This is a genomic window from Ruegeria sp. AA6, assembly GCF_056542865.1.
Genome location: NZ_JBQGAN010000007.1, coordinates 44,855 through 63,196, shown reverse-complemented (window position 1 = coordinate 63,196; position 18,342 = coordinate 44,855). Strand labels below are relative to the sequence as shown.

18 protein-coding genes are annotated in these 18,342 nt (G+C 59.0%); 9 read left to right on the top strand and 9 right to left on the bottom strand.

Going from position 1 to position 18,342, the window contains the following annotated elements:
- Positions 1-55: 55 nt before the first annotated feature.
- Both ACR0LN_RS11165 and ACR0LN_RS11160 read right to left on the bottom strand, forming a co-directional pair.
- A complete protein-coding gene (locus tag ACR0LN_RS11165; RefSeq protein ID WP_480429783.1) occupies positions 56-385 on the bottom strand; it encodes a hypothetical protein in 330 nt (109 codons plus the stop codon).
- A 92-nt stretch (positions 386-477) separates the two neighbouring features.
- Positions 478-1,044: a TlpA disulfide reductase family protein gene (locus tag ACR0LN_RS11160; protein ID WP_480429781.1), complete on the bottom strand. Its 567-nt coding sequence runs from the start codon at positions 1,042-1,044 to the stop codon at positions 478-480.
- Positions 1,045-1,065: 21 nt separating this feature from the next.
- Here ACR0LN_RS11160 and argH point away from each other — a divergent pair, with 21 nt between their 5' ends.
- From argH to ACR0LN_RS11135, 5 genes are all read left to right on the top strand, one after another.
- Positions 1,066-2,454 carry an argininosuccinate lyase gene (gene argH, locus ACR0LN_RS11155; protein ID WP_480429780.1) on the top strand — a complete coding sequence of 463 codons (1,389 nt, stop codon included), beginning with the start codon at positions 1,066-1,068 and terminating at the stop codon, positions 2,452-2,454.
- Complete coding sequence (locus ACR0LN_RS11150; protein WP_480429779.1) at positions 2,454-2,636, top strand: argininosuccinate lyase; 183 nt, start codon at positions 2,454-2,456, stop codon at positions 2,634-2,636. The genes argH and ACR0LN_RS11150 overlap by 1 nt, the downstream gene beginning before the upstream one ends.
- Before the next feature lie 85 nt (positions 2,637-2,721).
- Complete coding sequence (locus tag ACR0LN_RS11145) at positions 2,722-2,871, top strand: hypothetical protein (RefSeq protein WP_480429778.1); 150 nt, start codon at positions 2,722-2,724, stop codon at positions 2,869-2,871.
- Positions 2,872-2,936: 65 nt separating this feature from the next.
- Complete coding sequence (gene lysA / locus ACR0LN_RS11140) at positions 2,937-4,202, top strand: diaminopimelate decarboxylase (protein WP_480429777.1); 1,266 nt, start codon at positions 2,937-2,939, stop codon at positions 4,200-4,202.
- A gap of 36 nt (positions 4,203-4,238) precedes the next feature.
- Positions 4,239-6,782: a TIGR02302 family protein gene (locus tag ACR0LN_RS11135; protein ID WP_480429776.1), complete on the top strand. Its 2,544-nt coding sequence runs from the start codon at positions 4,239-4,241 to the stop codon at positions 6,780-6,782.
- Positions 6,783-6,799: 17 nt separating this feature from the next.
- On the opposite strand, the gene ACR0LN_RS11130 is transcribed toward ACR0LN_RS11135, so the two are convergent.
- Positions 6,800-7,564 carry a zinc-ribbon domain-containing protein gene (locus ACR0LN_RS11130; RefSeq protein WP_480429775.1) on the bottom strand — a complete coding sequence of 255 codons (765 nt, stop codon included), beginning with the start codon at positions 7,562-7,564 and terminating at the stop codon, positions 6,800-6,802.
- Positions 7,565-7,747: 183 nt separating this feature from the next.
- Here ACR0LN_RS11130 and ACR0LN_RS11125 point away from each other — a divergent pair, with 183 nt between their 5' ends.
- The 4 genes from ACR0LN_RS11125 to ACR0LN_RS11110 are packed head-to-tail and all read left to right on the top strand — an operon-like array spanning position 7,748 to position 10,653.
- On the top strand, positions 7,748-8,425 hold the full coding sequence (locus ACR0LN_RS11125; RefSeq protein WP_480429774.1) for a cell division ATP-binding protein FtsE: 678 nt from the start codon (positions 7,748-7,750) through the stop codon (positions 8,423-8,425).
- Positions 8,422-9,321, top strand: a complete 900-nt coding sequence (locus ACR0LN_RS11120; RefSeq protein ID WP_480429773.1) for a cell division protein FtsX — start codon at positions 8,422-8,424, stop codon at positions 9,319-9,321. Before ACR0LN_RS11125 ends, ACR0LN_RS11120 begins: the two co-directional genes overlap by 4 nt.
- Positions 9,321-10,061 (top strand): lysophospholipid acyltransferase family protein, encoded by a 741-nt coding sequence (locus tag ACR0LN_RS11115; protein WP_480429772.1) that lies wholly within the window; start codon positions 9,321-9,323, stop codon positions 10,059-10,061. The genes ACR0LN_RS11120 and ACR0LN_RS11115 overlap by 1 nt, the downstream gene beginning before the upstream one ends.
- On the top strand, positions 10,048-10,653 hold the full coding sequence (locus ACR0LN_RS11110) for a pyridoxamine 5'-phosphate oxidase family protein (RefSeq protein WP_480429771.1): 606 nt from the start codon (positions 10,048-10,050) through the stop codon (positions 10,651-10,653). The genes ACR0LN_RS11115 and ACR0LN_RS11110 overlap by 14 nt, the downstream gene beginning before the upstream one ends.
- Before the next feature lie 146 nt (positions 10,654-10,799).
- On the opposite strand, the gene lpdA is transcribed toward ACR0LN_RS11110, so the two are convergent.
- The 6 genes from lpdA to ACR0LN_RS11080 all read right to left on the bottom strand — a co-directional run bounded on the left by lpdA (position 10,800) and on the right by ACR0LN_RS11080 (position 18,342).
- Complete coding sequence (lpdA, locus tag ACR0LN_RS11105) at positions 10,800-12,188, bottom strand: dihydrolipoyl dehydrogenase (RefSeq protein ID WP_480429770.1); 1,389 nt, start codon at positions 12,186-12,188, stop codon at positions 10,800-10,802.
- A 73-nt stretch (positions 12,189-12,261) separates the two neighbouring features.
- Positions 12,262-12,531: a hypothetical protein gene (locus ACR0LN_RS11100; protein WP_480429769.1), complete on the bottom strand. Its 270-nt coding sequence runs from the start codon at positions 12,529-12,531 to the stop codon at positions 12,262-12,264.
- A gap of 2 nt (positions 12,532-12,533) precedes the next feature.
- Complete coding sequence (gene odhB, locus ACR0LN_RS11095) at positions 12,534-14,015, bottom strand: 2-oxoglutarate dehydrogenase complex dihydrolipoyllysine-residue succinyltransferase (protein WP_480429768.1); 1,482 nt, start codon at positions 14,013-14,015, stop codon at positions 12,534-12,536.
- Between the two features lie 3 nt (positions 14,016-14,018).
- Positions 14,019-16,976: a 2-oxoglutarate dehydrogenase E1 component gene (locus tag ACR0LN_RS11090; protein WP_480429767.1), complete on the bottom strand. Its 2,958-nt coding sequence runs from the start codon at positions 16,974-16,976 to the stop codon at positions 14,019-14,021.
- Positions 16,973-17,515, bottom strand: a complete 543-nt coding sequence (locus ACR0LN_RS11085) for a DUF805 domain-containing protein (RefSeq protein ID WP_480429765.1) — start codon at positions 17,513-17,515, stop codon at positions 16,973-16,975. Before ACR0LN_RS11085 ends, ACR0LN_RS11090 begins: the two co-directional genes overlap by 4 nt.
- Positions 17,512-18,342 (bottom strand): hypothetical protein, encoded by an 831-nt coding sequence (locus tag ACR0LN_RS11080; RefSeq protein ID WP_480429763.1) that lies wholly within the window; start codon positions 18,340-18,342, stop codon positions 17,512-17,514. The genes ACR0LN_RS11085 and ACR0LN_RS11080 overlap by 4 nt, the downstream gene beginning before the upstream one ends.

Below are 18,342 nucleotides of genomic sequence, written 5' to 3'. Positions count from 1 at the left end.
CCTCCCGCCCGGCAGAGTGCAGAGCGGCCAAGGAGCTGTCAAAGGTTGCGTGGCGTCAGCCTGTTTCGAGCGTGTCCAGAATCTCGTGCTGTACGACACGTTGGACAAACGGCACCAGACCATCGGGACCCGACGCCCTATCCTTGAGGTGAATGCAGATATCCGGCCTGCGCGCGGCGATAATGCCAACCAGTTCGCCTCGTACCTTGTCGTCCAGACCCGCACCCATGATGGCGCAGACAATACGTGGCTCGGCGTCCAGTTGTCGCCGGACATCGTCCTGATCATGCGCGCCCAGCCATTGGATGGGTAAGTGATCCAACTGCCGTGCCACGTCGCCGATGACATTGGGGAGTTTTCCAATCAATAAAACTACCGGTTTCATCGCCGTCTCCCTTCCCTGAGGCTGCAAAACGAAAACCGGCCCTTTTGGGCCGACCTCAGTCTAACACAAAAACCTGAAAATTGGGTGCTGTGTCAGCTATTTGCTTCGACAAGGGCCGCGATGATCGCCTTGGCGCTGTCGGAATTCCATTCGGCATCACCGATCAGGCGGGCCATCTCATTGCCGTCGGGGTCCAGAATGACGGTGATCGGCAGGGCGACCACGCCCAATTGGCGGGCAACGGCAGATTTCGGGTCCTGATGACGGGGCAGGTTTTCGATACCGTTTTCGGCGAAGAACTTCTTGATCCCGGCAGGAGAGTTCCGCCCGGTTGCAAGGGTCAGGACTTCGAACTTTTCGCCACCAAACTCTTCCTGCAACTCGGCGATCTGCGGCATCTCCTTGCGGCAGGGCGCGCACCACGTGGCCCAGAAATTCAGCAGGACATATTTGCCTTTGTAGTCCTCAAGCGTTGCGGTGCCGCCGTCATCCTCTAGCTGGAACTCAACCGCCTCGACGGGCTTCGGCTCCTTATGCAGGATCAGCCGCTTTAGCGTACCGTCGCGCAGTTGTCCCAGAGTTTCTATGTCCGCGGACAATGCCGCGTTTGCACCCAGCGCAAGGGCCATATAAAGGGGGATCAGACGAAATAGGCGCATATCAACTCCGGGTTTTCTTACATGACCGATCAATCCTCGAACCAGATGTGGGGCGGCCGCTTTGCCGCCGGTCCAGACGCGATCATGGAGGCGATCAATGCCTCGATCGGGTTCGATCAGCGGATGGCAGCCCAGGACATTGCAGGCTCGCGCGCCCATGCCGCCATGCTGGCTGCCACAGGCGTTATAACTGATAGTGACGCGCAAGCCATTCGGGAAGGGCTGCTCACCGTTTTGTCAGAAATCCAGAACGGAGAATTTCAGTTCTCGACTGCGCTGGAAGATATCCACATGAATGTCGAAGCGCGTCTGAAAGAGGTTATCGGTGAACCTGCGGGCCGTTTGCACACAGGCCGGTCGCGGAATGACCAGGTGGCGACCGACTTCAAACTGTGGGTGCGCGATCAACTGGACGCGGCTGAGAGCGGCTTGCTGGCACTGATCCGCGCGCTTTTGGCGCAGGCCGAGGCCGGAGCGGATTGGGTCATGCCGGGCTTCACCCATCTGCAAACGGCGCAGCCGGTGACCTGGGGCCATCACATGATGGCCTATGTCGAGATGTTTGGTCGTGACCTGTCCCGCGTTCGCGATGCCCGTGCACGGATGAACGAATCGCCGTTGGGTGCTGCTGCGCTGGCGGGGACGTCCTTCCCCATTGACCGAGAGATGACTGCCAAAGCGCTGGGTTTTGACCGCCCTGCTGCGAACTCGCTGGACGCCGTCAGCGACCGCGATTTCGCGCTGGAGTTCCTCTCGACCGCTTCGATCTGCGCCGTGCACCTGTCGCGCTTTGCCGAAGAACTGGTGATCTGGTCGTCGGCCCAGTTCCGGTTTGTGACGCTGTCCGACCGGTTCTCGACCGGCTCGTCGATCATGCCGCAGAAGAAGAACCCGGATGCGGCGGAACTGATCCGCGCCAAAGTGGGCCGTATCTATGGCGCCAACACCGCACTGATGATGGTGATGAAGGGTCTGCCGCTGGCCTATTCCAAGGACATGCAGGAAGACAAGGAACAGGTCTTTGACGCCGCCGACAACTGGATGTTGGCGCTGGCCGCGATGGAAGGCATGGTCAAGGACATGACCGCCAACTGCGAAAGCCTAGCCGCCGCTGCCGGGTCAGGTTTCTCGACCGCGACTGACCTGGCCGACTGGTTGGTGCGTGTATTGGGGCTACCGTTCCGTGATGCGCACCATGTAACCGGATCGCTGGTGGCCATGGCGGAAAACAAGGGCTGTGACCTGCCGGATCTGACGTTGGAGGACATGCAATCGGTCCATGCCGATATCACCAACGATGTCTATTCTGTCCTTACGGTCGAAAATTCGGTAAACTCACGCCAGTCTTATGGCGGCACAGCACCGGATCAGGTGCGTGCCCAGATCAAGCGGTGGAAGGCGCTGGTGTGATGCGGATACTGCGTGTGATGTTGTTGATTGTCGCCGGGTTTGGCTTGGCGGCCTGCGGCGCGGATGGCGAACCCATACAGCCGACCATGAACGCCAATATCGGCGTGGGCAGCAGCGGCACTCATGTCGGTGGCGGCATCGGACTGCGGCGCGGTGGATTGGGCATCTATCTGGGGCGCTGAAGCCCCGAGTTGTTTTTCACCAAAGTCATGCCCATTTTGGGGCATGACCGGCCATATGACCGAACTCCGATAGAAGATGACTTCAATGAGAATTACCTGCCTGCTTCTAGCCCTTGCCTTGCTTGCGGCCTGCGATCCTTCGTATAAACCCCGCCCCGAACCGGAAACCAATTCGGGTGGATCTGGCATCTCAATCTCGGGCTACGGACGGGTTGGCGTATCCACGACCAAGTGACGGAACGCAGCCGGATGCGCGGAATCCATTGATCCACCCTGCAGTTTTGGTCTAAGCGCGCTGCTATGGATCACTTTCTGTACCGCGACGGCGCGCTTTACGCCGAGGATGTCCCGATCTCCGAAATCGCTGCTGCGGTCGGAACACCTTTTTATGTCTATTCGACAGCGACTCTGTTGCGCCACTTCCAGCTGTTTGACGACGCGTTGGAAGGGACCGATCACCTTGTCTGCTATGCGATGAAGGCCGCCAGCAACCAGGCGATCCTGAAAACGCTGGCGCAGGCGGGCGCGGGGATGGATGTGGTCTCGGGCGGCGAATACCTGCGCGCCAAGGCGGCGGGTGTGCCCGGCGACAAGATTGTGTTCTCGGGCGTAGGCAAAACCGCTGATGAAATTCGCACCGCGCTGAACGGCGGCATCCGCCAGTTCAACGTCGAATCCGAACCCGAGATGGAAGTGATCAACGCTGTTGCGCTGGAACTGGGCGTGGTCGCTCCGATTACCGTGCGGGTGAACCCGGACGTGGATGCGAAGACCCACGCCAAGATTGCCACCGGCAAGTCCGAGAACAAGTTCGGTATCCCAATCGCCCGAGCCTCTGAGGTCTACGCCCATGCGGCGACCCTGCCGGGGCTGGACGTGATCGGCATCGACGTTCACATCGGCTCGCAACTGACCGAGCTGGAACCGTTCGAGCTGGCCTATACCAAAGTCGCCGAACTGACCGAACAACTGCGCGCCGAGGGGCACAATATCCGTCGGCTTGATCTGGGCGGCGGTTTGGGTATCCCATACACCCGTGCCAATGAGGCACCGCCGCTGCCGGTGGAATACGGTGCGCTGATCAAGAAAACTCTGGGTCATCTGGGCTGTGAGATCGAGATCGAACCGGGCCGTCTGATCGCGGGCAATGCGGGACTGATGGTCAGCAAGGTGATTTATGTGAAATCCGGCGAGGACCGCGATTTCCTGATCCTTGACGGGGCGATGAACGACCTGATCCGCCCAGCAATGTACGAGGCGCATCACGATATTGTCGCCGTGAAGGAGCCAGCGCCGGGGGTGGAACAGCAACCCTACGACATCGTCGGTCCGGTGTGCGAAACCGGTGACACATTCGCCAAACAGCGCAATATGCCGCCGCTTGCCCCTGATGATCTGGTCGCCTTCCGCAGTGCGGGCGCCTATGGCGCGGTGATGGCCAGCGAATACAATACGCGGCCCCTAATCCCCGAGGTTCTGGTGCATGGGGATCAATTCGCAGTAATTCGTGAACGCCCAAGCTTTGACGAAATCATAAACCGCGATACCATACCAGAGTGGCTCTGACGCGATGACCGTGCGGGCCTGCTCAGGAGGCCCGCCTTGACCGCAAGACCGAACCTGCCGATCCCAAGATTGTCCCTGTGGTTGACATATGCAGGGATGCTTGCCGAGCGGGAATTGCGTGCATTCTGGCCGTTTTTCTCGATAGTTATGGCGATTCTGGCTGCTTTGATGCTGGGATTGCAGGACCTTGTCCGGGTTGAGCTGGTCTGGATTGCGGGTGCCTTGGCCGTCACGGGACTGCTGGTGTCCCTGGTTTGGGGTATTCGACGATTCCATATGCCCAGCCGGGCCGAGGCGCTGATGCGGTTAGACGAATCTCTGCCCGGGCGTCCGATTCAGGCGCTGATGGATGATCAGGCCATAGGCGCAATGGATGCGGATTCGGTGGCGCTGTGGCGTGCGCACCAAACTCGCATGGCACAGCAGGCGTCGCAGGCCGGGCCGGTCAGACCTGATCTGAGATTGGCAGACCGCGACCCGTATGCGCTGCGCTATTCCGCCTTGCTGGCGTTGGTAATCGCCGTTCTATTTGGGTCCTTGTGGCGCATTGGATCGGTGGCCGACATGACGCCGGGCGCCGCCGTGGCAGGGCAAGGGCCGAGCTGGGAAGGCTGGGTGGAACCTCCGCGCTATACCGGACTGCCGACACTGTATCTGGCGGACCAGACCGATCCGACTTTGTCCGTGCCTCAAGGCAGTCGCGTTACATTGCGGTTCTACGGCGAAGTCGGTTCCCATAGTTTGACCGAGACAACATCCCCTTTGGGTACGCAAGACGCCACCGAACCGGAGCAGGACTTTGTTGCCGACCGCTCGGGGCAATTGGTGATTAGCGGCCCTGCGGGTCAGGACTGGACATTGAACGTTATTGCGGACGCGCCGCCGCAAATCGCAGTGGCCGAAGAGGCCGAAACTGAAGCGGGTGGGCAAATGAAACTGCCCTTTGATGCCAGTGATGACTACGGTGTTGTCTCAGGTTCAGCCGTGGTTGAATTGGACTTACCTGCTGTTGATCGCCGCTATGGCCTGACCACCGAGCCAGAACCGCGCGAGGTGATTGAGATTGAGTTGCCGATGCCGATTACTGGTGACCGTGCCGATTTCACCGAAGACCTGATCGAGGATTTCTCGCAGCACCCTTGGGCCCATCTGCCGGTTAAGATTACTTTGATGGCCCAGGATGCCGCCGATCAGGAAACCCAGTCCGAACCCTACGCGACCAAGCTGCCAGCCCGGCGGTTCTTTGACCCACTGGCTGCGGCGGTTATCGAACAGCGGCGTGACCTGCTGTGGTCCAGAGATAACGCGACCCGGATTTCCCAAATCCTGCGTGCGATTTCGCACCTGCCAGAAGATGTTTTTCGTTCGGACACCGCGTATCTGCGCCTGCGTGTAACCCTGCGCCGGTTAGAGGCGTTCGACGACTATGGGCTGACGACAGAGCAGCAGGAAGAGATCGCCAAAGCGCTGTGGGATTTGGCCGTCATCATCGAAGAAGGCACGCTGGCTGATGCTTTAGAGCGTATGCGCCGTGCGCAGGAACGTCTGACAGAGGCGATGAAGAACGGTGCCACCGATGAGGAAATCGCCGAGCTGATGCAAGAGCTGCGCGAGGCGACGCAGGATTACCTGCGCCAGCTTCAGCGTCTGGCGCAGGAAAATGGTGAGTTTGACGAAAACCAACAAGGCCAGAATGGCGAATCCATGCAGATGACGCAGGACGACCTGCAGCGCATGATGGACCGCATTCAGGAACTGATGGAACAGGGCCGCATGGCCGAGGCACAGCAAGCGCTGGAAGAGTTCCAGCAGATGATGGAAAACATGCGCGTCACGCAAGGTCAGGGTCAGGGCCAACAGTCAGAGGGCCAGCAGGCCATGGAGGGGCTGGCCGAAACTCTGCGCGAACAACAGGGCCTCAGCGATCAGGCGTTCCGTGATTTGCAGGAACAGTTCAACCCGGGCGCGCAAGCCGGTGAAAGTCAGGGCAACGAGGGCCGCAATGGCGGTCTGGGCCGTGGCCAAAGCCACGAGGGTCAAGGCGGTCAAGGACAGGGTTCGGATCAGGCTGAAGGCAGTCAGCAAGGTCAGGGATCACTGGCCGATCGCCAGCAAGCCCTGCGCGATGAACTGGGGCGTCAGCAACAGAACCTGCCAGGTGCCGGAACGCCCGAGGGTGACGCCGCGCGTGACGCACTGGGCCGCGCAGGTCGTGCGATGGATGAGGCTGAGGACGCCTTGCGCAGTGATGATCTGGCCGAAGCCATTGACCGTCAGTCCGAAGCCATGGAAGCCCTGCGTGAAGGTATGCGCTCATTGGGCGAAGCTTTGGCCCAGAACCAGCAGAACCAGCCGGGTCAGGGTTCACAGGAAGGCGATATGCAGGCAACCAACCGCGATCCGCTGGGTCGCAGCCCAGGCGCAAACGGTTCGATTTCAACCGATGACAACCTGCTACAGGGTGAGGATGTTTATCGCCGTGCACGTGAGTTGCTGGACGAAATCCGCCGCCGCACCGGCGAAACGGACCGCCCCCAGATCGAGCTGGAATACCTTAAGCGCCTTTTAGAGCGGTTCTAGCCAAGTCCGGCGTCGGATCAGTTCTGCGACGCACCCGAGGTCTGCGACTCAAGCCAAATCCGCGCCTGATCCACCAATGAGACATACGGTGTCAGGATCGGTTCGGCTTGCGGCACGGCCTCGTTGATCTTTTGCGCGTTGCTATAAATCAGCAAAAGGATCACACCCACAATCAAGACCAACGCAAATCCGCGCATGAACCCACCACCTGATTTTCGCGGAGTGAGATCTTCGACAGCAGGTTTGGTAGCGGATTCATCGCTGCGCAGGCTTGAATTAATCGCCTCAACATCCGGCAAAGCGTCCTTTTGTCCCCTATCCGCTATGCTTTCCGTGGCCGTCAGCTCTTTGATGGCGCGTTCGGTCTCGCTATCTGCTTCAGGTTTTGGGTCAGGCAGAGCATCCAGCGCCAGATCCGGCTGAATTTCAAGACTGCCGCCTTCTTTGGCGCGCAAGTCCGCCTCTCTTGCGGCCTCTTCCTTGAGGATGTTGGCGACGGCCGGGTCGATACCTTTACTTGCGGCTTGAGTGTCGGGCTCCGGCGATGATTCTGCCGCCGATTCAGGGGCGGGGGGCGGTGTTTCTTCTGCCGCTTCTGTTTCAGGGGCAGGTTCAGAGGCTGGTGGTTCCTTGATAACAGCTTCTTTGGTGAGCTGATCTGGGTATTTGGCCTGAAACCAGGTCTTCTCGCAGTTCGAACACTGAACATCGCGACCTTCTTCGGGGATGACCTCGTCAGGCACCTCATACTGGGCACCGCAATTCGGACACGTAAGACGCATGCTGCCTCCTGGTCGGGACTCCAGCCCGATAATAGTTTTTTCGGGAATGATATTCGGTTAAGACCTGACCGCAAAGGGTGTTTTCGGTTTCACGGCATAAGTGTCACCAATTCGACCCGATGCAGGCATTGAATCCGCAACCGCGCTCGGGCAAGAAGAGCGGCAACTAAAACGGGGGCCCCTGTGATCGAGCTGGAAAATGTCAGCTATACCTATGGTGGTGGAGAGCTGCTGAGCAATGTTTCCTTACAGTTGCAGCCGGGATCGTTCCACTTTTTGACCGGCCCGTCGGGCGCTGGGAAAACTACATTGCTCAAGCTTTGTTACGGCGCGTTGCTGCCGACATCCGGACAGCTCAGCGCATTTTCACAAGACGTGGCACAACTGGGCCGGGATCAGATGGCCCTACTGCGCCGCAGGATCGGTGTTGTGCATCAGGATTGCCGGTTTCTGGATCATATGACAGTGGCCGAGAATGTAGCCCTGCCGCTGATGGTGTCGGGGCAGGCTGAAACTGCAAAGCGAGAGGACCTGAGCGAATTGCTGTCATGGGTGGGCCTGGGTTCACGCCTGGACGCGCATCCACCTGAACTGTCGGGGGGCGAACGTCAGCGCGCTGCACTTGCGCGCGCGGTGATCCTGTCGCCGGATGTCGTATTAGCGGATGAACCCACCGGCAACGTGGATTGGGAGATGTCGCAACGTCTACTGCGACTGTTGGTTGAGTTGAACAAAATGGGTAAGACCGTACTGATCGCTACCCATGACCTGAGCCTGATCCGCGCCGCAAAAAGTCAGGTGCAGGCGCGGGTTCTGCGAATCTCGCAGCGTCAGATTCAGCTCGCGGGGGCGGATTTATGAGTAAGGGGATGATCCGAAATCTGCTGCAACGAGATGCGCGCGCGGATCGTGTCGTGCCACCCACCGGTTATACCGCGCATCTGACGCTGTTTGTGTCGGGCGCAATGGCATTTCTGACCGTGTTTGCGCTGGCCCTGTCGCTGGCATCTGGTCGTCTGGCAGATCGCTGGGCAACCGAATTGGCTGGCGCGGCCACCCTGCGTATCAACGCCCCGGCGGATCAGCTTGCGGCTCAGACCGAAGCCGCTTTAACCGTACTGGGCCAAACCCCCGGCGTTGCTTCGGCCCGGGCATTGACGACCGAGGAGCAAGCCGCACTTTTGTCGCCTTGGTTTGGACCCGACTTGCCGCTGGACACGTTGCCTATCCCGCAACTGATCGAGATCATCGAAGGCGAGCCGGGAATGGATGCTGCCGGGCTGCGTTTGCGACTTGGGGCTGAAGTGCCGGGCGCGGTGCTGGACGACCACAGCCGTTGGCGGGAACCTCTCGTGGATGCGGCGATGTCATTGCGGCGATTGGGATGGTTCTCGATCCTGCTCATCGGAGGAGCGACGGCCGCTATGATCACGCTGGCCGCGAATGCGTCGCTGGCCGCGAACGCGCAAATCATTGAGGTGTTGCGTCTGGTTGGTGCCCGAGACGGTTTTATCGCTCGCGCCTTTGTTCGGCGTTTTACCTACAGGGCTTTCTTTGGTGCAGTGGTTGGGGTGCTACTGGGCATGACCGGCGTGCTGCTCCTGCCCGAAGCCTCGGATGAGGGCGGATTTCTGACAGGTCTGGGTTTTCAAAGGATCGGGTGGCTGTTGCCTGTGCTGATCCCCGTGCTGGGCGCGGCGGTTGCCTTTTTCGCCACCTGGGCGGCAGCCAACCGAAAATTGAAGGAGCTTTCGTGATGGTCGCAGCGTTTCAATGGGTCCGTTCACTGATTTTCATGATCGTGATCTATATTTGGATGCTGATCCTGGGCATCGTGTTTGCTCCCTATGCCCTGTTCGCCAAACGCGGCGCATTGCGGGCCTGCAAGACCTATGCCCGCACAACCCTGTGGCTGGCCCGCTGGATGGTGGGCATTCGCACCGAAGTGCGCGGCGCAGTGCCCGAGGACGAAGTGGTGATCGGTGCAAAGCACCAGTCGTTTCTCGACATCATCATCATTTTCGATGCGATCCCCCACGGCAAGTTCATCATGAAGAAAGAGCTGCTCTGGACTCCGGTCATCGGCATGTATGCCCGTCGTCTGGGCTGCATCCCAGTTGATCGCGGCAAAAAAGGCGCGGCGGTGGCTAAGATGGTCAAAGATGTCGCCAAGGAATTTTCGGAACCTGGGCAGTTGGTCATCTATCCGCAAGGCACGCGCGTGGCACCTGGGGTGCAGAAACCCTATAAGGTTGGCACGGCGGTCCTGTACGAAGGGCTCGGCTTCCCTTGTATTCCAGTGGCGACCAACGCTGGTGTCTTCTGGCCGCGCACAGGTGTTCTGCGCAAGCCGGGGCTGGCAATTGTCGATTTTCTTGATCCGATCGAACCGGGGGTTACACGTAATGCGTTTCTGGGTCGATTGGAGGATGTGATTGAAACACGATCCAACGCATTGATGAAAGAAGTGGGGTTTGATCCAGATGGAGTTCATTGAAGATATCGAAACGCTTGAAGGGCTCTACGGCACACCCGGCGCACCGTCCCTTCGGAAAGTGGCGCATCGCCTGACACCGTTGTACCGCAAATGGATCATGGCCTCGCGTCTTTGCATTCTCAGCACAGTGGGTCCAGAAGGCGTTGATGGCAGTCCGAGGGGGGATGATGGCCCTGCAGTACTTGAACTGGACCCCAAGACGCTGGCCTTACCGGATTGGCGTGGAAACAACCGCTTGGATTCCTTGCGCAACATCGTTCGGGACCCCCACGTGGCGCTGATGTTTCTGGTGCCCGGCTCCAACAATGTCGTGCGTGTAAATGGCACAGCCCGGTTAACGGCCGACGCCGATTTGCGCGCCCGGTTCGATAAAAACGGCAAACTGCCAGCCACGGTGGCTGTTATCGAAATCGCTGAAATCTACACGCAATGCGCTCGTGCAATGATGCGGGCTCGGACCTGGACCGCTAGCGACGAAAGCACGGACCTCCCTACAATGGGGGCTATTCTGGCTGAGGTCAGTCTGGGCGAGGAAGGGGGCGAGCGCTATGACGCTGAATGGGGCGCACGCGCCGCAAAAACTATGTGGTAAAAGGGGGCTCTGCCCCCGCCGCGGCAAGCCGCGTCTCCCCCGAGATATTTAGGGCCAGATGAAGCAGGGGATCCAATCTTCATCTGGCTAAAAATACCTCGGAGTGCGAGGCAGAGCCTCGCATACCCCGTTGGTTTCAGGGCGCCTTACGAGTGGATCGGGCCGTCGCCACAAGCCAGCGCAGCCTCGCGTACCGCTTCGGAATAGGTCGGGTGTGCGTGACAGGTCAGCGCCAAATCTTCGGCCGAGGCACCGAATTCCATTGCGACGCAAACCTCGTGGATCAGATCTCCTGCGGCCGGGCCAATGATATGCGCGCCGAGTATGCGGTCGGTTTCTTTGTCGGCCAGAATCTTGACGAAGCCATCAGCAGCAAAGTTCGCCTTGGCACGACCGTTGCCCATGAACATGAACTTGCCGACCTTGTAAGCACGACCCGCAGCCTTGAGCGTCTCTTCGGTTTCACCGACGTTGGCGACTTCGGGCCAAGTGTAGATCACGCCGGGGATGACGCCATAGTTGACGTGGCCATGCTTGCCCGCGACCTGCTCGGCGGCGGCCATGCCTTCGTCTTCGGCCTTGTGCGCCAGCATCGGGCCTTCGGTGACGTCGCCGATGGCGTAGATGCCCGGCACGTTGGTCTGCCAGTCTGCGCCAACTTTGATCTGACCGCGCGGTGTCATCTCAACGCCCAAGGCATCAAGCCCCAGCCCGTCCGAGAACGGCTTGCGCCCGGTGGCGACCAGAACGGTGTCTGCGTCGATCACGTTTTCGCTGTCATCTTTGCGCAGCTTGTAGGTGACTTTCGCCTTTGTCTTGGTGGCCTCGGTCTTTTGAACCGCTGCGCCCATGACGAATTTCAAACCCTGCTTTTTGAGGATACGCTGGAAGGCCTTCTGCACCTCGGGGTCCATGCCGGGGGTGATCACGTCGAGGAATTCGATCACGGTGACCTCGGCCCCCAGACGCTGATAGACCGAGCCCAATTCCAGGCCGATCACGCCCGCACCAATGACGACCATCTTTTTCGGGATCTTGCCCAAAGATAGCGCGCCGGTCGAGGTTACGACGACCTTTTCATCCACTTCAACGCCCGGCAGCGAGGCGGGTTCAGACCCCGATGCGATGATGATGTTCTTGGCCGAGTGGACCTCGTCGCCCACTTTTACCTGACCGGCCGCAGGGATCGAGCCCCAACCCTTGAGCCAGTCGATCTTGTTCTTCTTGAACAGGAACTCGATGCCCTTGGTGTTTCCTTCAATGGTTTCTTCTTTGTAGGCCTGCATCTGTTTCCAGTCGACCGAGGGGCTTTTGCCCTTCAGGCCCATCTTGGCAAAGTTATGCTCGGCCTCATGCAGTTGATGGCTGGCGTGCAGCAGCGCCTTGGACGGGATACAGCCCACGTTCAAGCAGGTGCCACCCAACGTTTCGCGCCCTTCGACAACAGCGGTTTTCAGGCCCAGCTGAGCACAACGGATAGCACAGACATAGCCGCCGGGACCGGCGCCGATTACGATGACATCATAATTTGCCATTTTATTCTCCTAGACCCCAAGGATTTAACCTTGAAAAGTGCAGCGACTTAGTAAGGGCCGCTGCGGTAGTTTCTTAAACCGGTGTCAGCACTTTGACCTGTATATGGGCAACTCCGCCACGCTCGTGGTGCATGGCCAGTTCCTCGGATTCGATAAAGTTTTGGGCGCGGTCCAGATCGGTAATCTCGAACAACGCCACCGCATGATCCTTTTGTTCCGGGTCCTTCCAGATGTGGAGGTCGCGGATACCTGCGGCCTCGCGCATCTTTTGATCCTCGCGGAACACTTTCAGCCAGACGTCGAAATCGGCCACATCGGCCTGCCAGAGTACATGTGTTGCCATGATTACAGATCCATCAACAGGCGGCGCGGGTCTTCCAGCGCCTCTTTCACGCGAACAAGAAATGTCACCGCGCCTTTGCCGTCAACAATACGGTGGTCATAGGACAGCGCCAGATACATCATCGGACGGATCACGACCTGACCATTGATCGCCATCGGACGATCCTGGATCTTGTGCATGCCCAGAATACCGGATTGCGGGGGGTTCAGGATCGGCGAGGACATTAGCGAACCGTAGACACCTCCGTTCGAGATGGTGAAGGTCCCGCCCTGCATCTCTTCCATGCTCAGCTTGCCGTCGCGGGCGCGTTTGCCTTTTTCGGCGATGGCTTTCTCGATTTCGGCAAAGGACATCGAGTCCGCATCGCGGATTACCGGAACCACAAGGCCCGTCGGTGTACCGGCCGCCACACCCATATGGACGAAGTTCTTGTAGACGATGTCGGTGCCGTCGATCTCGGCGTTGACCTCGGGCACTTCTTTCAGCGCGTGGCAGCAGGCCTTGGTGAAGAAGGACATAAAGCCAAGACGCACGCCGTGCTTTTTCTCGAACTGGTCTTTGTACTGGCTGCGCAGGGCCATCACTTCGGTCATGTCCACCTCGTTATACGTGGTCAGCATGGCAGCAGTGTTCTGGCTGTCTTTCAGGCGCTTGGCTATGGTCTGGCGCAGGCGGGTCATCTTGACCCGCTCTTCACGTGCGGCGTCACTGGCCGCAACGGGCGCGCGCGGTGCGGGCGCTGGGGCCGGAGCCGGAGCGGCGGCAGTTGCCACTGCGCGGGCCACGTCCTCTTTCATGATGCGACCGTCTCGGCCGGTGCCTGCGACCTGATCTGCGGACAGACCGGCCTGAGCCATGGCTTTTTCGGCGGACGGTGCGTTGGCGACGTCCTTGCCAGAGGCAGCGGCTGTAGGGGCGGCAGCGGTTGCCGGAGCAGCCGCAGGGGTGGCAACAGCACCGGAACCCGAGATTACGGCCAGTTTGGCCGTGGCATCCACGGTGGTGCCTTCAGGCGCCACGATTTCTGCCAGAACGCCTGCAGCAGGGGCGGGAACCTCGACCGAGACTTTGTCGGTTTCCAACTCACACAGCATCTCGTCCTGCGCCACGGCGTCGCCAACCTGTTTGAACCATGTGGACACGGTGGCCTCGGTGACGGACTCGCCCAGAGTGGGAACCATCACATCGACGCTGCCCGCGCCTGCGGTAGGGGCGGCCTCGGCTGCCGGGGCCGGAGCTGCGCCTTCACCTGCGGCGATGGTGGCCAGCAGTGCGTCTACGCCAACCGTTTCACCTTCGGCGGCGACGATTTCGCCCATGACACCGGCAGCAGGGGCGGGAACCTCGACCGTTACTTTGTCGGTTTCAAGCTCACAGAGCATCTCATCCACGGCCACAGCGTCACCGGGTTTCTTGAACCAGGTCGCAACCGTGGCTTCGGTAACGGATTCGCCAAGCGTGGGAACACGAACTTCAATGGTCATCGTTTACTTTCCTTCGATGCTCAGCGCTTCGTTCACCAGCGCTTCTTGTTGGGCTTTGTGTTGGCTGGCCAGACCCGTGGCGGGTGAGGCAGAGGTCGCACGACCGACATAGCGAGGCCGCGTATGTTTGGCCTTAATACGGGTTAGAACCCATTCGATATTGGGTTCGATAAAGGTCCAGGCGCCCTGGTTCTTGGGTTCTTCCTGACACCAGATCATCTCGGCCCCTTTAAAGCGCTCAAGCTCGTTGATCAGCGAATGCGCGGGGAAGGGGTAAAACTGCTCAATCCGCATCAGGTAGATGTCGTCGATACCGCGCGCGTCGCGCTCTTCGAGCAGATCGAAATAGACTTTACCTGAACACATCACCACGCGTTTGATCTTGTCGTCCTTGACCAGCTTGGTATCCGAGTTTCCTTTCTGCGCGTCATCCCACAGCACGCGGTGGAAGCTTGAGCCGGTGGTGAAGTCCTCGGCCGTGCTGACCGCCAGCTTGTGACGCAGCAGCGACTTCGGCGTGACAAGGATCAGCGGCTTGCGGAAGGTACGGTGCAGCTGACGGCGCAGGATGTGGAAGTAATTCGCGGGCGTCGTACAATTCGCCACGATCCAGTTGTCCTGACCGCACATCTGCAAGAAGCGTTCCAAACGCGCAGACGAGTGTTCGGGGCCTTGCCCTTCAAACCCGTGCGGCAACAGCGTTACCAGACCGGACATCCGCAGCCATTTACTTTCGCCCGAGCTTATGAACTGGTCGAACATGATCTGCGCACCGTTGGCGAAGTCGCCGAACTGCGCCTCCCACAGGGTCAAAGCGTTCGGTTCCGCCAGTGAGTAGCCGTATTCAAAGCCCAGCACCGCGTATTCCGACAGCATCGAGTCGATCACTTCGTATTTTGACTGACCCTTGCGGATGTTGTTGAGGGGGTAGTACCGCTCTTCGGTTTCCTGATGCACAAAGCCCGAGTGACGCTGGCTGAATGTACCGCGTGTCGCGTCCTGACCGGACAGGCGTACCGGATACCCTTCGGTCAGCAACGACCCAAACGCCAATGCCTCGCCGGTGGCCCAGTCAAAGCCCTTGCCGCTGTCGAACATCTGTTTTTTGTGATCCAGCAGGCGTGCAACGGTCTTGTGAACTGCGATATCCGCCGGGGCATGTGTCAGCGCCTCGCCGACCGCTGCCAGAGTGTCCGGCGTAATGGCGGTTTCGCCACGGACGTATTCCTCTTTGTTCTTGTCCAGATGTGACCAGCGCCCGTCCAGCCAGTCGGCCTTGTTGGGTTTATAGTCCTTCCCGGCCTCGAACTCATCGTTCAGGTGGGCCTGGAATGCGGCCTTCATGTCCTCGATCTCGCCCTCGGGGATCAGACCGTCCTTGACCAGACGCTCGGTGTACAGAGACAGCGTGGTCTTATGCGTCTTGATCTTTTTATACATGATCGGGTTTGTGAACATGGGCTCATCGCCCTCGTTGTGACCAAACCGGCGGTAGCAGAAGATGTCGATGACCACGTCCTTGTGGAACTTCTGGCGGAACTCGGTTGCCACTTTCGCCGCGTGTACCACCGCTTCGGGGTCGTCGCCATTGACGTGGAAGATCGGCGCTTCAACCATCAGCGCGATATCGGTGGGGTATGGGCTGGAGCGCGAGAAGTGCGGCGCGGTGGTGAAGCCGATCTGGTTGTTCACTACGATATGCATGGTGCCGCCGGTCTTGTGGCCGCGCAGGCCCGACAGGCCAAAGCCTTCGGCCACAACACCCTGACCGGCAAAGGCCGCATCGCCGTGCAGCAGGATGCCCATAACCGCGGTGCGGTTTTCGTCATTCAACTGATCCTGCTTGGCGCGCACCTTGCCCAGAACCACCGGGTTCACCGCCTCTAGGTGCGAGGGGTTGGCGGTCAGCGACAGGTGTACGCTGTTGCCATCAAACTCGCGGTCGCTGGAGGCGCCGAGGTGATATTTCACGTCGCCCGAGCCATCCACATCCTCGGGCTTGAAGCTGCCGCCCTGGAATTCGTTGAAGATCGCGCGATAGGGCTTCCGCATCACATTGGCCAGAATGTTCAGGCGGCCCCGGTGCGGCATGCCGATGACGATATCCCTGACGCCCAAGGCACCGCCGCGCTTGATGATCTGTTCCATCGCGGGGATCAGGCTTTCGCCCCCGTCCAAACCGAACCGCTTGGTGCCCATGTATTTGACGTGCAGGAATTTCTCAAAGCCTTCGGCCTCGACCATCTTGTTCAGGATGGCTTTGCGGCCTTCCTTGGTGAAGGCGATTTCCTTGCCATAGCCCTCGATCCGCTCTTTCAGCCACGCGGCCTGTTCCGGGTCTGAAATATGCATGTATTGCAGCGCGAAGGTGCCGCAATATGTCCGCTTCACGATCTCGACGATCTGGCGCATGCTGGCCATCTGCAAACCCAGCACGTTGTCGATAAAGATCGGCCGGTCCATGTCGGCTTCGGTAAAGCCATAGGTCTTGGGGTCCAGCTCTGGATGCGTGCTGGCCGCGCGCATACCCAGTGGGTCCAGATCGGCGGCCAGATGGCCCCTGATCCGATAGGCCCGGATCAGCATCAGCGCCCGCAGACTGTCCAGCACCGCGCGCTTGATCTGGTCTTCGCTGACCGCAACGCCCTTGTCCGCCGCTTTTTCCTTGATCTTCTTGCCCGCTGCCTTGGCATCGACCTCGGCCCATTCGCCGGTGAGCGCGCCCGTCAGATCATCCGCAGGCATCGGCGGCCAATCGGTGCGCGCCCAGGATGGCCCCTCGGCCTCTTTCTGAACGTCCGGCGTGGCATCACCCATTTGCCGAAAGAACTCGACCCAAGCCGCGTCCAGCGCGTTGGGGTCTTTCGTATACTGAGCATAAAGCTGCTCCAGATACTCGGCATTATGCCCCTGCATAAAGCTTGAGGCATGAAAGGCAGTGTTGGGCGTATGTTCGGTCATTGGGCTACCTCATGTGGGTTGGGACCGTATTGATTGGTGCCTGGTTGGCTGGGGCGGGTTAGCCACCACAGCACTAGGAGGGGCGACACAAACAGGATCAGAAGTGTCGGAATGACGATCAGCAGCGTGGCGCGGGTGAACAGGATATCCAGATTGCCACCGTGCTGGAAGTTGGATGCAAGGCCGATGCCAAAGATCAGAACGGCCCCGGCGCCGAGGATCAGCAGGATCGGCAGCAGAGCATAAAGCCCGCTGCGCCCGGTATCATGCATCCGCCGCCACGCGACGGCGAGATGAGGGATGAAGACGATCAGGGTCACGATGCTCTGCACCGGTTGCGAGGACGTGGCTGAGACCTGTTTGACCTCATCGCTTTCACTGACCGAGACTTGCGTGAAGAACTGCCAGTCGATGATCCCTGCGATGATGCTCCAGATCACGATGAAGAGGAAAAAGAACCAATATTCGGGCCGCGAGGCCCGCCCCGAGAAGGTGAAGAACTTGGCGAAACAGATGCGGATGGCGTCAGAGAAGGTCACTGTTTGGCCTCCTTATTTCGCCGATAAATTTCTAATCCAAATGCAGAATTGGGTTTTCTAGAATACTGCTCTTCGAATTCGGATTGCTCGAACCAGAAAAAATCCACTCTCGCTGGCCCCATGCCAACTTGGGGTTCCAGAATCGGGCGATCAACAAAAACGCCTAGTTTCACGAGAACACTAGCAGCACCAGAAAGCGGTTTGTGTAGTTCGTCTCCAATTGTTGTCGCGCTCACAGTTCGAGCCGGACCAAGAGATACTTTGTGCTCGTCACCCGGGTATTGATGAACTGCATCAGAAACCAATGTTGCATCTTGCAAAGAAGAACTAAAGAAGCGGCATCCAAGGTCTTCGCCAAGTTTTGTATTCCCGCCCTTGTCATGGATCATCAAAAACGCGCGGGTGTCTCCATCCCACCAAAACGCATCATAGACACCGCGCTGTGAGACATCAGATATGGTGTCCAGATGCTCAATCATGTCGGGAATGATGCCAGTTTCTATATCCAGACCGAAAAAGTTGTATCTCTCATCAATAAGGGCACGGAAGAGTCCGCCATCTGCCAAAAGCGAAGCAAGTGCTTCGGGATAGGGCGCACGGAACGTTTTCCATCCGCGTTCGGTGAATTCCTCAGCAACCGAAGGACGATCCGCCAATGACCATGTACATAGATCGATTACGTCCTGTGTTGGCTTTGTGAATTTCGGTGATGCGCTGGCAGTCCCCGAGATTGCGGAAAACAGGACACTTAGAACCAAAACCAAAACATGCAGGAGGCGAGGGGATTTTGTCCCCCGCCTCACAAAGCATATTTTCTGGCGCGCCAT

Bases quoted from the DNA above. Each gene is read 5' to 3' on its own strand.
- ACR0LN_RS11160 (WP_480429781.1), bottom strand. From the start codon at position 1,044: ATGCGCCTATTTCGTCTGATCCCCCTTTATATGGCCCTTGCGCTGGGT.
- lysA (WP_480429777.1), top strand. From the start codon at position 2,937: ATGGATCACTTTCTGTACCGCGACGGCGCGCTTTACGCCGAGGATGTC.
- ACR0LN_RS11110 (WP_480429771.1), top strand. From the start codon at position 10,048: ATGGAGTTCATTGAAGATATCGAAACGCTTGAAGGGCTCTACGGCACA.
- ACR0LN_RS11150 (WP_480429779.1), top strand. From the start codon at position 2,454: ATGCGGATACTGCGTGTGATGTTGTTGATTGTCGCCGGGTTTGGCTTG.
- lpdA (WP_480429770.1), bottom strand. From the start codon at position 12,188: ATGGCAAATTATGATGTCATCGTAATCGGCGCCGGTCCCGGCGGCTAT.
- ACR0LN_RS11130 (WP_480429775.1), bottom strand. From the start codon at position 7,564: ATGCGTCTTACGTGTCCGAATTGCGGTGCCCAGTATGAGGTGCCTGAC.
- ACR0LN_RS11145 (WP_480429778.1), top strand. From the start codon at position 2,722: ATGAGAATTACCTGCCTGCTTCTAGCCCTTGCCTTGCTTGCGGCCTGC.
- ACR0LN_RS11165 (WP_480429783.1), bottom strand. From the start codon at position 385: ATGAAACCGGTAGTTTTATTGATTGGAAAACTCCCCAATGTCATCGGC.
- argH (WP_480429780.1), top strand. From the start codon at position 1,066: ATGACCGATCAATCCTCGAACCAGATGTGGGGCGGCCGCTTTGCCGCC.
- ACR0LN_RS11100 (WP_480429769.1), bottom strand. From the start codon at position 12,531: ATGGCAACACATGTACTCTGGCAGGCCGATGTGGCCGATTTCGACGTC.
- ACR0LN_RS11120 (WP_480429773.1), top strand. From the start codon at position 8,422: ATGAGTAAGGGGATGATCCGAAATCTGCTGCAACGAGATGCGCGCGCG.
- ACR0LN_RS11080 (WP_480429763.1), bottom strand. From the start codon at position 18,342: ATGGCGCGCCAGAAAATATGCTTTGTGAGGCGGGGGACAAAATCCCCT.
- ACR0LN_RS11115 (WP_480429772.1), top strand. From the start codon at position 9,321: ATGGTCGCAGCGTTTCAATGGGTCCGTTCACTGATTTTCATGATCGTG.
- ACR0LN_RS11090 (WP_480429767.1), bottom strand. From the start codon at position 16,976: ATGACCGAACATACGCCCAACACTGCCTTTCATGCCTCAAGCTTTATG.
- odhB (WP_480429768.1), bottom strand. From the start codon at position 14,015: ATGACCATTGAAGTTCGTGTTCCCACGCTTGGCGAATCCGTTACCGAA.